The organism is Microbulbifer maximicatervae (SeqCode) (assembly GCF_052466985.1).
In genome coordinates this window covers 4,089,672-4,102,315 of the sequence record NZ_CP174298.1, presented here as the reverse complement: position 1 = coordinate 4,102,315, position 12,644 = coordinate 4,089,672, and the positions used below count along the sequence as shown (strand labels likewise).

The 12,644-nt window shown below is 52.6% G+C and carries 13 protein-coding genes; 8 read left to right on the top strand and 5 right to left on the bottom strand.

From position 1 onward, the window contains the following. Nucleotides 1-46: 46 nt before the first annotated feature. A complete protein-coding gene (locus ACJJI3_RS18155) occupies nucleotides 47-2,281 on the top strand; it encodes a TonB-dependent copper receptor (RefSeq protein ID WP_444940479.1) in 2,235 nt (744 codons plus the stop codon). 112 nt (nucleotides 2,282-2,393) lie between these two features. On the opposite strand, the gene ACJJI3_RS18150 is transcribed toward ACJJI3_RS18155, so the two are convergent. From ACJJI3_RS18150 to cysK, 5 genes are all read right to left on the bottom strand, one after another. Further along, nucleotides 2,394-2,999 (bottom strand): outer membrane beta-barrel protein, encoded by a 606-nt coding sequence (locus tag ACJJI3_RS18150; protein ID WP_238152084.1) that lies wholly within the window; start codon nucleotides 2,997-2,999, stop codon nucleotides 2,394-2,396. 51 nt (nucleotides 3,000-3,050) lie between these two features. Beyond that, on the bottom strand, nucleotides 3,051-3,308 hold the full coding sequence (locus ACJJI3_RS18145; RefSeq protein WP_108734877.1) for a type II toxin-antitoxin system HicB family antitoxin: 258 nt from the start codon (nucleotides 3,306-3,308) through the stop codon (nucleotides 3,051-3,053). 219 nt (nucleotides 3,309-3,527) lie between these two features. Then, nucleotides 3,528-3,731, bottom strand: a complete 204-nt coding sequence (locus ACJJI3_RS18140) for a hypothetical protein (RefSeq protein WP_108734878.1) — start codon at nucleotides 3,729-3,731, stop codon at nucleotides 3,528-3,530. A gap of 104 nt (nucleotides 3,732-3,835) precedes the next feature. Beyond that, complete coding sequence (gene cysQ, locus ACJJI3_RS18135; protein WP_444940478.1) at nucleotides 3,836-4,672, bottom strand: 3'(2'),5'-bisphosphate nucleotidase CysQ; 837 nt, start codon at nucleotides 4,670-4,672, stop codon at nucleotides 3,836-3,838. 38 nt (nucleotides 4,673-4,710) lie between these two features. Further along, entirely contained in the window at nucleotides 4,711-5,628 is a 918-nt protein-coding gene (cysK, locus tag ACJJI3_RS18130; RefSeq protein WP_282930832.1) for a cysteine synthase A, read from the bottom strand. A gap of 202 nt (nucleotides 5,629-5,830) precedes the next feature. Here cysK and ACJJI3_RS18125 point away from each other — a divergent pair, with 202 nt between their 5' ends. From ACJJI3_RS18125 to ACJJI3_RS18095, 7 genes are all read left to right on the top strand, one after another. After that, nucleotides 5,831-6,496, top strand: coding sequence for a lysoplasmalogenase (locus ACJJI3_RS18125; protein WP_444940477.1), 666 nt, complete (start codon nucleotides 5,831-5,833; stop codon nucleotides 6,494-6,496). Between the two features lie 78 nt (nucleotides 6,497-6,574). Then, on the top strand, nucleotides 6,575-7,258 hold the full coding sequence (yrfG, locus tag ACJJI3_RS18120) for a GMP/IMP nucleotidase (RefSeq protein ID WP_444915247.1): 684 nt from the start codon (nucleotides 6,575-6,577) through the stop codon (nucleotides 7,256-7,258). Between the two features lie 15 nt (nucleotides 7,259-7,273). Then, nucleotides 7,274-7,651 (top strand): Hsp15 family ribosome-associated heat shock protein, encoded by a 378-nt coding sequence (locus ACJJI3_RS18115; protein ID WP_444940476.1) that lies wholly within the window; start codon nucleotides 7,274-7,276, stop codon nucleotides 7,649-7,651. Nucleotides 7,652-7,736: 85 nt separating this feature from the next. Next, nucleotides 7,737-9,230, top strand: a complete 1,494-nt coding sequence (locus ACJJI3_RS18110) for a S1C family serine protease (RefSeq protein ID WP_444940475.1) — start codon at nucleotides 7,737-7,739, stop codon at nucleotides 9,228-9,230. A gap of 25 nt (nucleotides 9,231-9,255) precedes the next feature. After that, entirely contained in the window at nucleotides 9,256-9,717 is a 462-nt protein-coding gene (locus tag ACJJI3_RS18105) for a DUF4124 domain-containing protein (protein ID WP_444915244.1), read from the top strand. 151 nt (nucleotides 9,718-9,868) lie between these two features. After that, entirely contained in the window at nucleotides 9,869-10,747 is an 879-nt protein-coding gene (gene hslO, locus ACJJI3_RS18100; RefSeq protein WP_444940474.1) for an Hsp33 family molecular chaperone HslO, read from the top strand. A 291-nt stretch (nucleotides 10,748-11,038) separates the two neighbouring features. Beyond that, nucleotides 11,039-12,586 (top strand): phosphoenolpyruvate carboxykinase, encoded by a 1,548-nt coding sequence (locus ACJJI3_RS18095; RefSeq protein ID WP_282930824.1) that lies wholly within the window; start codon nucleotides 11,039-11,041, stop codon nucleotides 12,584-12,586. Nucleotides 12,587-12,644 lie beyond the last annotated feature (58 nt).

Below are 12,644 nucleotides of genomic sequence, written 5' to 3'. Positions count from 1 at the left end.
GCGCTTTGAGCCTTGCCAAAATACGACCACTTTTTCAGGTGGGGATATGTCGCGTGCACCAAATATTACTCAGGCCTGCGCGCTCACTGCTGCGTGTTCGAAACGCCAGCGAAAAGGATTGAAAACCATGCATCAGAGCATCAACGCAAAAATTTTTCTGAAAAAACCTCTCAGCCTGGCACTTGCTGCCTGCTGTACCTTTTCAGCACATCTCGCAGCGGAAGAATCCGAAGAGTCAGAACCATTAAAAGATAGTGAAATGGAACAAATGGTGGTTACTGGGGTAAAGACTGAACTCCCCCTCAACCTGGTAACCGACCCGAAAAAACCCCGTCAGCCATTACCTGCCAATGACGGCGCCGACTACCTGAAAACAATTCCGGGATTTTCCGTAGTGCGTAAAGGCGGTACCAGTGGCGATCCGATGCTTCGCGGAATGGGGGGCTCGCGCCTGGGAATGGTAGTGGATGGAGAAACAATGGCGGGTGGTTGTCCCAGCCGAATGGACCCACCTACAGCCTATATTTTTCCCGAGGCAATGGATGAAATTGAAGTTATTAAAGGGCCACAGAGCGTCCTCTATGGCCCGGGAAATTCCGCCGGCGTAGTTGTATTTAATCAGCAGCAGGAGCGCCCCACTGAAAGCGACTGGAATATGCATGCGAGCCTGCTCGGCGCCAGTGCCGAGCGTCGCGATGGTCTATTCGATATCTCCTATAGTTCGCCGCAGTTTTCTATCCGCAGCTCCTCGACCTCGGCATCTGCGGACGACTACGAAGACGGGGATGGCAATGAGGTAAATTCCAGTTATGAGCGCTGGAGCAGCCAGGTCAATTTGGCCTGGACACCCAGCGACGATACACGGGTCGAGTTTGATACTGCATTTAGCGATGGTGAAGCTGCCTATGCAGATCGGGGAGTCGACGGTTCCAAGTTTGCCCGTGAGAGCCACAAAGCGAAATATGTCCGCAGCAATATCAGTAGCTGGCTCGACTCAATTGAGCTCCAGGCCTACTACAACTATATCGACCACATCATGGATAACTACAGCCTGCGCGAGTTATCCAGCACCGCTACACCCATGGTCATGAATCTCGATAGTGAGACCACAGGTTTCAAGATGGCTCTGGTGTTTACGCCTATGGACGATGTGGAATTGACCAGTGGAATTGATGCCCGGGAAAATCGCCACACCGGCCGCTCGACCATGAACCAGTCCACCATGGACTACCGGGATATGAAGCGAGAGGCCGATGCCGAATTTAGCCAGCTGGGGTTATTTTCTGAGGTCAGCTGGCAAGTCGCAGCCAATCAACGCTGGATCGCCGGTGCACGAGTGGATGATTGGGAAGTAAAAGACCTTCGCGATGAAGTTGCTCTATCCATGATGTCCTCAGTGGATAACCCCACTGCGGGAGAAACTCGCTCAGAGCTATTGAGCAGCGGCTTCCTGCGCTATGAATATGGTCTCGAAAGCGGCCCCAATAGTTCTGCCACACTCTTTGCCGGGCTCGGCTACACTGAGCGCTTCCCCGATTATTGGGAAATTTTCTCCTACGAGACAGCAGACTCCTACAGCGCACTGGATATCGAATCAGAAAAGACCACCCAGCTGGATATCGGCTATATCTATCGCGGTAAAAAACTCTCTGCCAGTGTCTCCGGATTCGTCAATCAGATTGATGACTACCTGATGATTGAGAAGGATTACGAAAAAGCGGCAGTAATGAGTAGCATGGACTCTATGGGTAGTATGAATATGGATGGTATGGACTCCTCCGATACTCGCACTACCTCCATTGTCAGAAACATCCAGGCACGCTCCTGGGGTTTGGAGTTTGACTCCTCATATCAGCTCAATGAGCAGTGGCGCACTGAATTCACCGTAACATCTGTTCGCGGTGCCAACGAAACCGATGGCACTACCTTGGCACAACTGCCGCCTCTGGAGGGCCGCCTGGGACTCTACTATGAACAGGCCCAGTGGTCAGCAGGTGTTTTATGGCGCGCTATCGCAAGCCAGGACCGAGTGGATATCGGCAAAGGCAATATTGTTGGTCAGGATATTGGTGCAACCGACTCTGCCAACGTCGTTTCCATCAATGCCGGCTGGAAACCCAGTAAAAGTGTACTGGTAACTACCGGTATCGATAACCTATTCGATGAGACTTACGCTGAACATATCAGTCGCTCTGGAGCCAATATTATTGGTTTCGATCAGTTGACCCGGGTTAACGAACCGGGACGCACCTTCTGGCTGAAAGCCATTTATCGAATTTAAAAGCTATTGGGGCCCCAGGGCCCCTTTTCCATTCTCTAAAAAATCAGTATTTAATTAAGAAATTTCTACGAATAAATTATTGAGAAAAATAGGTTAAAAGGCGGAGGGCATACTAAAAGCGGTAGGAAAAATTCAAACTCAGGGTACGCAGATGCCCGAGGTTAACACGTTCTATTTTGCCAATATTATTGTAGTTATACTCTAATGAAGTATCGAAATCCTGAGTCCACATAATTCGGTAACCCACTCCGGCATTCCAAAAGGTATCACTGCCACTGGCATCAATAATATAGATATATCGATCATCCGGATAAAATGGTGGGTATTCTCGATACCAATAGCCTCTTCTTATAACATTGTTCAAATCCACATCGGCATAATTATATCCCACCATCCAATAGAGACATTGCACGTGACAATTCAGGGTAAAATCAATTTTAAAATTTAAACCTACCTGATCTACTGTGACATGATTATCATCAAAATGTGACGCCCGCAGCTCAACTTGCCAGACTCCTACCGCTGGCGTAATTCCAAGGCTGACATAGCCAAAAGAATCCCGCTGCTTATTTAACTGCTGCTCGCCACTCCCAAAACCAACGGTACCGATAATCCGGTACTCTCCCGTGGCGACACCATCAAAAGGATTATTCGCCTCGAATCCATAACTGGACGCAGCTATAAAAAAGGAAAGCAGGTAGACAGATAGCTTTATCATCGCCACTCACATCAAAAAGCCAGTCATCAAGTTCAAGCTCAGTGAATTATTTCAAGTTGTTTCTACATCAATAATGGCCCAGACGCCTCCTACAAAAGCCGGGTTTTTCTTCAGGTTGTCTACATCACCTGCTTGCGGCATTGGCTGTCCAGCCTGACGGAGCTCTTCCAACCGCTGAAAAATCGTTTCAGCCATTTTTTGCAGGGTTCCCTCAAGGGTATCGGCATAGCAGTGGCAATGCGGCAGATCCGGTGCAATGGCACCAAATCCGGCATATTCAATATTGTGCACCACAACCGGGTAGCGCATTGAAAAATACTCTTATGTATTAGCTTTCCAAAGCGTAGACTGCTTTACATTTTACGGGGGAATTTGGCAAGGAAATTAGCTAATTAGCCGGGAAATAATATTTCGCGCTGGCACAGATTCAACACTATAAGTGACAGCATTGAGTAGGAAGAACTGCCGTATTCAAATTAAAACCTGCAGCACTACAGTTTTTCACACAAGAAAATATTTGGAATTTAGTTAACGGGGCATTCTACCTAATAGGGCCCGGCGGGAAAAAAGCATGCTGTTATAGGTGCGCCGCAGCGCAATATCATTTGCATCGACTGCATTGGAGAGGGCTTCAAAATGCCGCTGCAACCAGTTTATTTCCTCCTCCAGTTCCCGACGCAAACAGCGAATTTCACCTTTATCCTGGTTAAAGCGCAGATCGGGTCCAGACATCAGTGAGCCTCCTGAATTTGGAAATATCCAGATCCCCTTTAAGGCCTCCACCAGCGGTGGTGGAGGCACAAAAATACTCTCTATATGTTTACTGGCATCACACCCTAAGCAGCGGACTTATCCAGCAGTAGGGATTGCCAATCAAAAGAAGAATCGCCAATTACATAGAAAAAGGGATTTAGCAGAGAGTCTTTGGTGTTGTAGCGCAACAAATTAAACTCTTCGTCCACAACAATACCACCTGCTGCTTCAACTACAGCCTGAGCTGCCGCAGTATCCCACTCGCAAGTAGGAGCGAGACGCGGATACAAATCTGCTGCACCCTCAGCAACCAGACATAATTTCAGCGAGGAGCCCATATTTTTGCACTCGACAGCACCCAATTCAGACTCGATACGTTGTACCAACTGGTCGACGGTGCCAGTTCCATGGCTGCGGCTGGCCACAAGCTCAACAACTTCACTATTATCCAGGCGCGGCTTCAGTGGACGCACCCGAATTTCAGTTTCGCCATTGGCATCCCGCTTAAAGGCTCCTTCGCCCTTGCAGCCGGCATAAGTGATATTCAGTACCGGTACGTAAACCACCCCCAAAACGGGCTCGCCATTTTCGATTAACGCGACATTTACGGTAAATTCACCGTTTCGTCGGATAAATTCTTTGGTGCCATCGAGCGGATCGACAATCCAGTAACGCTGCCACTGACTGCGCTCTTCGAACGAGGGCATTTCCTGCTCTTCTGATAAAACCGGTACTCCCTCGATAAGCTGTGCTAACGCCGGTGCCAATACTTTGTGGGCAGCCAGATCTGCAGCAGTTACCGGAGAATCATCTTTCTTTGTCTCGACTTCCAGCTCAGCGCTGTTGTGATATACCTCGAGAATCGCCTCTCCCGCGCGTTTGCAGATATCTATCACCTGCTCTAAAAGTGCTTTATCCATTACAACTCCATACTCTGTGAACTCGCCATTATAAGGTCTTAAGCGGAGAAAAGATCCTGAACGGACAGGTAGCGCTCACCAGTGTCATAGCTAAACACCAGTACCCGGCTGCCCGCATCCATTTCTCCCTCACGCTTCTTCAGTGCCGCAAGGCTGGCGCCGGAAGAAATACCCACAAAAATACCCTCTTTCAAGGCGCAGCGACGCGCCATCTCGAAACTATCTTCCTCACTGACCAAAACAGTGCCATCGAGGACTTCCGTATTTAGCACCTGGGGCACGAAGCCAGCACCAATACCCTGCAATCGATGCAGGCCTTTTTCTCCACCGCTAATCACCGGTGATTTCTCCGGCTCTACCGCATAGACCTGCAATTTGGGAAAGTGTTCTTTTAAGACTTCGCCACAACCTGTGATATGCCCGCCAGTGCCCACACCGGTAATCATATAATCCAGCCCTTCAGGAAAGTCTGCCAAAATTTCCTTGGAGGTAATGTCCCGGTGCACCTGGGCATTGGCGCGGTTATTAAACTGTTGGGGCATCCAGCTATTCGCATGTGAGGCCAATAACTCCTCCGCCTTAGCAATAGCGCCGCCCATACCGCGCTCTTTAGGTGTAAGGACCAATTCTGCGCCCATTGCTTTCATGACCTGGCGACGCTCTACCGACATAGACTCCGGCATGGTCAGGATCAGGCGATAACCCTTCACGGCAGCAACCATCGCCAGTCCAATTCCCGTATTACCAGAGGTCGGTTCGATTATTACTCCACCGGGCTGCAGGGCTCCACGACGCTCCGCATCCTCAATCATCGCCAAGGCAATTCGGTCCTTAATACTGCTACCCGGATTAAAACGCTCTACCTTCATCCAAACTTCTATATCGGGGCGGAAGAGGTGATTGATTCTTACGTGAGGGGTATTGCCGATTGTTTCCAGAATATTGGCCGCTTTCATCAGTGAGGCTCTCCATGACTAGTGCTCAAGGCAAACAACTGCCGGGCATGTATTTTCGATGCCCCATATTACCCCAGAAATGTCCCGCGGCCGGCACTGGAGAAAACTCAATTGGAATTAGAGAGTACAAGCTATCGATGATGCGGAGGAAAACCGTTAAATTGATGGGGAGGTATACAAAATAAAAATAAGGTAAGTACCTATGTCCGTAGAAAATTCCGCACCCCAGCACAACTTTCGCATTTACCTGGTACCGATGTTCCTGGCAAGTGCCACTTTATTCATCTTTCTGGATACCTGGAAGCTGGATAACTTGTGGATGCCCGCGCTAAAAGCGCTGCCGATACTGTGCCTAATGATGATTGCCAGACTGGAGCTGCGGGGCAAAACCCTGCTTTTCACTTTTCTAGCCCTCAGTTCCTCCGCCATCGGGGATGTACTCCTCGAAATGCAATTCCCCCAACACTTTGTGTTTGGACTGGGTGCTTTTCTTATTGCCCAGCTAATCTACGCGCTGGGCTTCCTGCGTTTTGCGGAGCCCCCCAATCGGCGCAACCTTATTCGGACACTGCCTGTAGTGATTGCCGCACTGCTTTTGGCGCAAATTATCCTCCCTGCTGCTGGGGATTTAGCCCCGGCGGTATTAGCGTATCTGCTGGCTATCCTCGCCATGGCAGTCGCCGCCGCAATGCACAAGGGTGACGCCACCCTGCTATTTGCCGGGGCGGTCATCTTTATGGCTTCAGATACATTGATTGCTATTAACAAGTTCATCACCCCTCTACCGCTAGCCGATGCCGCCATTATGCTCACCTACTACAGTGCGCAACTATGTATCCTGTACGGAATCCGCCGCGCCCAGGCATAATGCAAACGATCCGGGAAGGCAGTGGCAAGCCAACTAAACTTGTCTTCCCGCCCCATTTCAAAGAGGTACATAGCTCCCATGCTCGATTGGCGAAGTATCGATACCGTATTGCTGGACATGGACGGCACCCTGCTGGATTTGCATTACGACAATCATTTTTGGCTCACGCACCTGCCCAAGCGCTACGCTGAAGTCCACGGCTTTGACCCACAGGAAGCCCAGCAAAAGCTCGAGGCTGAGATCAATGCTCGCCGCGGTACGTTGGAGTGGTACTGCCTGGACTTCTGGGCGGAAAAACTGGAGCTGGATATCCTCAGCATATTGCGCGAGATTGAGACCCGCATCGCCCTGCGCCCTCACACTGAGGCGTTTCTGAGCGGCCTGCAACAACTGCAAAAGCCCACCTACCTCGTGACCAATGCGCACCGTCACGGGCTGGATCACAAGCTGGAGATCACCGGTATTGACCGCTGGTTTGACGGCATCATCTCCTCCCATGATTATGGACATGCCAAGGAGAGTGCCAATTTCTGGGACTCTCTGCGAGATAACCTGGAATTTGACCCGGAGAACACCCTGTTTGTCGACGATAACCAATCTGTTCTGAGCGCGGCCCAGGACTACGGTATCGCCCACCTATTGTGTATTCGCCAACCGGATAGCCGCGGGCCCAAACGGGAAATCACCAACTTCCCGGCGATCCATCATTTTGATGAGATCATGGCTTTTAACCGCAGCAGACTGGACACCGGGTCCGCCTGATTTCACAAGGAAACCATGGAAAAAGTACGTATCGATAAGTGGCTCTGGGCCGCGCGCTTCTTTAAGACTCGCAGCATTGCCAAGCAGGCGATCGAAGGTGGAAAAGTCCACGCCGATGGCCAGCGGGTCAAAGCCAGCAAGGAAGTCACTACCGGTGTCAAATTGAGCATCCGCCAGGGCTGGGATCTGCTGGAAGTTGAAGTAACCGCTCTATCAGATCAGCGGCGCGGCGCCGATATTGCACGCACCTTATACCGCGAGACCAAAGACAGTATCGCCCGCCGGGAAAAAGAGAAAACCGAGCGACAGGCAGCCAATGCCGGGATACAACAGGAGCGACCCAATAAAAAGCAACGCCGCCAGATACACCGCTTCCTGCGGGAACAAGAGTAGACTCGGCAGACAAAAGTGGTGAAATTTCCGCCATTTCCCACTTTAGCTGCTAAACTGCCCCCACTCAACCGGATAGAAAACAGCCATGATGAAACGACTGATCGCCATTTCCCTGCTGATTTTGCTCGGTACCCAAACCGCCCTAGCAGACAGCCGAGAACACGAGCAGCTCAAGCGCTCAATCATCAAGATTTACACCACCGCCGCCGCCCCGGATTATTTCAACCCCTGGGCCCTGCTCAACCCCAAGCAGCTGTCCGGCTCCGGTGCCGTTATCCGCAACCAGCAAATCCTGACCAACGCACACGTGGTGGCCAACGGCAGCTTCATCCAGGTCCAGCGCCACGGCGATGCAAAGAAATTCCGCGCCCGAGTGAAATTTGTCTCCCACGATGCCGACCTCGCCCTGCTGACCGTCGATGACGAAAGCTTTTTCAACGATACCCGCCCCCTGACCCTGGGCAAATTGCCCGATCTGCAGGAAGAGGTCACCGTCTACGGCTATCCAATTGGCGGCAAATCCCTTTCGATTACCCGCGGAGTACTCTCCCGCGTGGAGCACCAATATTATGCCCATGCGGAAAGTTACCTGATGGCGGGCCAGATAGATGCGGCAATCAACCCGGGCAACAGCGGCGGTCCGGTTATCTCCAATGGCCGCATCGTCGGCGTGGCCATGCAAACCAACCAGAGCGCTGAAAACCTGGGTTACTTTGTCCCCCCCAGCGTGATCGCTCATGTCTTGGAAGATGCCAAGGACAATGTGCACCAAGGGTTCCCCGAACTGGGACTGGTAACCCAGAGCCTGGAAAGCCCATCGATGAAAAAGGCCGCCGGTCTCGAGGAAGACCAGGATGGTGCCATGGTCGTTAAAGTATTCGACAACTCCCCCGCAGCCGAAGTGTTCAAACCCGGCGATGTCCTGCTCGAAGTCGATGGCTTTAAAGTAGCGGCGGACCGGACTGTGGAGTGGAGGGAAAACCAGCGCACCAACTACCACTACGCCGTGGACCGCCACCATGTCGGTGAACGTTTACCGGTGCGCTTCTCCCGCGATGGTAAAGAGCAGACCGCTGAGGTCACGCTGGCCGCAACACCTCCCTCACGCGCTATGGTGCTGGGAGAGCAATTTGACCGCCAGCCCCGCTACTATATCTACGGCGGTGTTGTCTTTGTGCCCCTGAATATGAACCTGATCAAACGCTGGGGCAAAAACTGGCACTCCAAGGCGCCTATTGACTACCTCTATGCCCGCAATCAATGGAGTGACGAGGAACGCCGCGAGCTGGTCGTCGCCCTGAAAGTACTGCCTGCCAATGTGAACCTCGGTTACCACGACTGGAAGAACTGGATCATCGACTCAGTAAATGGCCACAGCATCAAGGACTTCGACGAGTTCGCTCAATTGATGGAAGGCAACAAGCAGGACTTTGTAGATTTGCGCGACCGCTCTGGATACCGGATGGTCTTGGATTCGGCAGAGGCCCAGGAACAGCAGCCTCTGATACTGCAGACCTACCACATCCCCCAGCGTCATTCGCAGGGGTTATTCAGCCAGCTGGCCAATAAAGAAGAATAGAAATATAGAAAGGCATGGAGTAGCCGTGAAATTACTGTGTCTACGTTCCGTAATAGGCGGCCTTATACTGGCCGCTAGTGCAACCGCAAGCAGCGCAGAGATGTACCGCTGGGTCGATGAAAATGGCCGGGTACACTTTGGCGATCGCCCCCCGACTGACGCCAAAGCCGAGGATGTTTCGGGGGATCTGGCCCCGATCAATTCTATTGGCTCCAATGGCAGTCGGCGGCCTATTTTAACAACCGCAACGAGATCGAGAGTTTCTCAAAAGGTTGATGATGAATACCGCGAGCGCCAATTGCGCGAGAAACAGGAAAAGCAGCAAAAGATGAAGAAAGCCTGCGACAAGGCCCGCAGTGACCTTGAGGCCATTCAAGGGCGGGTTGTGTTTCTCGACAATAACGGCAAAGAAGTGCGTCGCACCGAGCGGGAGAGACAGCAAATAGCTGAAAAGCTCCAGCGGGAAATTAAATACTATTGCGGCTAGTTACTTTCCTACTTGAGCGCTGACCCATTGTGATAAAGGGGTAGCGCTCTACATTCTTCCTCTACTGCACCAGCAATGATCAGCGACAGCTACCATTTAGGCATATCCACCTCTAAAATCCTGCGGTTTTAATACCGAGAGCCCCCGACCTATGTCCGATCAGCTGGAACGCTTTATTTTCTCCAAACACGATATTCGCGGACAGGTGGTGACACTTACTGATTCCTACCGCGATGTACTGGAACACAACCCGCTGCCTACGCCAGTGGCCCGCCTGCTGGGGGAATTCCTCACCGCAGCCAGCCTGCTTTCAACCACACTGAAATTCGAAGGTGTCCTGAGCCTCCAGGCCCGTGGCGAAGGCGATGTGCCGATGATTATGGCGGAGTGCACTCACCACAGCGACCTGCGCGGCATCGCCCGAGTTGCTGAGGGTGCACAAATCGACGAAAACGCCACCCTGCGCGATATGATCGGCCCCCGTGGAGCCCTGGCCATTACCCTTGAGCCAAAGCGCGGTGAGCGCTATCAAGGTGTGGTTCCCATGGAGCAGGACAACCTGGCCGGCTGCCTGGAAGACTACTTTAAGCAATCGGAGCAGCTGGCTACCCGCGTATGGCTGAGAAGCAGTGACAATACCGTCGCCGGTCTTATGTTGCAGATTCTGCCGGGCAATAATGCCGCCACGGAAGAAGAAAATCAGGACGCCTGGGAAACAGCGATTCACTTGGCGGAGACCGTAACTGACGAGGAGTTATTTACCGTTCCCCACCCAGAGCTGATTCACCGCCTATTCCACCAATTGGAGCCGGCAACCTTGGGTACCGATACTATTCGTTTCAAGTGCAGCTGCTCGAGAGAGCGCAGCGCCCGCGCGCTGGTTTCCCTGGGTGCAGAGGATGTCTACCGCCTGCTGGAAGAACAGCAGGGTGAGATTATCGCGGACTGCCAATTCTGTAACACCCAGTACCGCTTTGACCGGGATCAAATTGAGTCGCTCCTCAACGCTCCCCCCCACACCCTTCACTAATCCGCGCAGGGCTGCGCAACCGCCGAATCCTCAGCGCAGCCCTACCACCTGACACCCCTAATTCCCCCACTAAATTCAAAAAAAGAATAATTAAGATTGTAGCCATAAATGGTGTGAATTTAGGTCGACATTATTTTCCATGACAGCGCTGTCATTGACTACAAAATAGCCATAGTTGGTATCCGCATATTTTGAATTTTGCAATAATGCGCCCCCAAAATTTTCTACGGCTGTCTAAACCTTGGGCAGCCCCATTTTATTTACTGTCCAACTTTCACGGGTATTCCACGAATGGCACAGATCGACGACTCCGCGATGGTCTTCAAGAACCTATCACCGGCACAATTGGTAGAGCAGGCTCTGACGCGCGGCGAGGGCAAGCTGTCAGATACAGGCGCTCTGGTGACTGAAACCGGCGCACGCACCGGTCGCTCCCCGGCTGACCGCTTTGTTGTAGAAGAGCCCTCCACTGCCGACAGCATCGCCTGGGGCAACGTCAACCGTCCTTTCCCGCAGGATAAGTTTGACGCCCTGTGGGATCGTGTAGAGGCTTTTGTTGCCGGTCACGATACTTTTGTTCAGCACCTGCATGTGGGCCAGGATGAAGACCACTACTTGCCAGTGGTAGTGACCACCCAAACTGCATGGCACAACCTATTCGGCCGCAACATGTTTATCCGCGCCGAAAAGTACAACCCCAAGTCCAAGGAAGAGTGGCAAATCCTGCACGCTCCTCACTTTGTCTGTGAGCCCGAGCGCGATGGCACCAACTCCGAAGGCTGCGTAATTATCAACTTCGGTCAGCGCAAAGTACTGCTGGCCGGTATGCGCTACGCCGGCGAAATGAAGAAGGCCATGTTCTCCGTACAGAACTTCCTACTGCCGGAAAAAGACGTGATGCCCATGCACTGCGCGGCTAACGTCGGCGAAGATGGCGATACCTGCCTGTTCTTCGGCCTGTCCGGTACCGGCAAGACCACCCTGTCCGCAGATCCCGAGCGCTACCTGATCGGTGACGATGAGCACGGCTGGACCAAGGGTGCCGTCTTCAATATGGAAGGTGGCTGCTACGCGAAAACCATCGACCTGAGCCAGAAAAATGAGCCGGTAATCTGGGATGCCATCCGTTTCGGTGCCATCGTTGAAAACGTGGTAACCAACGATCACGGCACTGCTGACTACTGCGACACCAGCCTGACTGAAAACGGTCGCTGCTCCTACCCGCTGGAGCACGTCGAAATGCGTCAGCTGGAAAACCGCGCTGGCGAGCCGAAGAACGTTATCTTCCTGACTTGCGATGTATCCGGTGTACTGCCACCGGTATCCATCCTCTCCAAAGAGGCTGCGGCTTACCACTTCCTGTCTGGCTACACCGCCCGCGTAGGCTCCACCGAACTGGGCGCAGAGGCCGGTATCCACCCGACTTTCTCCACCTGCTTTGGCGCGCCGTTTATGCCCCGTGCACCGCGCGAATACGCAGACCTGCTGATGAAGCGCATCGAAGAGTTCGGCTCCAAGGTCTACCTGGTAAACACCGGTTGGACCGGCGGCTCCGGCGACAACGGCAAGCGCTTCCCGATTCCGGTAACCCGCGCTGTCGTTGCCGCTATCCAGAGCGGCGCCCTGGAAGGCGTTGCCACTGAGCACCTGGATGCCCTGAACCTGGATATCCCGATGGAAGTGCCCGGCGTGGACAAGTCTTACCTGAACCCTCGTGAAGCCTGGGCTGACAAAGCTGCTTACGACGATCAGGCAGGCAAGCTGGCCAAGCTGTTCGCCGAGAACATTGAGAAGTTCAATGTCAGCGAAGACGTTAAAAATGCAGGCCCTAAAGCCTAAGTAGAGGTTGTCGGGCACAGTGCGCTGTCCGTGACCCAAAAGCCGCTGCTCCCCCAGG

What these genes read in the sequence shown, in the direction of transcription:
- ACJJI3_RS18155 (WP_444940479.1), top strand. Translation starts at nt 47, where the DNA reads ATGTCGCGTGCACCAAATATTACTCAGGCCTGCGCGCTCACTGCTGCG.
- ACJJI3_RS18150 (WP_238152084.1), bottom strand. Translation starts at nt 2,999, where the DNA reads ATGATAAAGCTATCTGTCTACCTGCTTTCCTTTTTTATAGCTGCGTCC.
- ACJJI3_RS18145 (WP_108734877.1), bottom strand. Translation starts at nt 3,308, where the DNA reads ATGCGCTACCCGGTTGTGGTGCACAATATTGAATATGCCGGATTTGGT.
- ACJJI3_RS18140 (WP_108734878.1), bottom strand. Translation starts at nt 3,731, where the DNA reads ATGTCTGGACCCGATCTGCGCTTTAACCAGGATAAAGGTGAAATTCGC.
- cysQ (WP_444940478.1), bottom strand. Translation starts at nt 4,672, where the DNA reads ATGGATAAAGCACTTTTAGAGCAGGTGATAGATATCTGCAAACGCGCG.
- cysK (WP_282930832.1), bottom strand. Translation starts at nt 5,628, where the DNA reads ATGAAAGCGGCCAATATTCTGGAAACAATCGGCAATACCCCTCACGTA.
- ACJJI3_RS18125 (WP_444940477.1), top strand. Translation starts at nt 5,831, where the DNA reads ATGTCCGTAGAAAATTCCGCACCCCAGCACAACTTTCGCATTTACCTG.
- yrfG (WP_444915247.1), top strand. Translation starts at nt 6,575, where the DNA reads ATGCTCGATTGGCGAAGTATCGATACCGTATTGCTGGACATGGACGGC.
- ACJJI3_RS18115 (WP_444940476.1), top strand. Translation starts at nt 7,274, where the DNA reads ATGGAAAAAGTACGTATCGATAAGTGGCTCTGGGCCGCGCGCTTCTTT.
- ACJJI3_RS18110 (WP_444940475.1), top strand. Translation starts at nt 7,737, where the DNA reads ATGATGAAACGACTGATCGCCATTTCCCTGCTGATTTTGCTCGGTACC.
- hslO (WP_444940474.1), top strand. Translation starts at nt 9,869, where the DNA reads ATGTCCGATCAGCTGGAACGCTTTATTTTCTCCAAACACGATATTCGC.
- ACJJI3_RS18095 (WP_282930824.1), top strand. Translation starts at nt 11,039, where the DNA reads ATGGCACAGATCGACGACTCCGCGATGGTCTTCAAGAACCTATCACCG.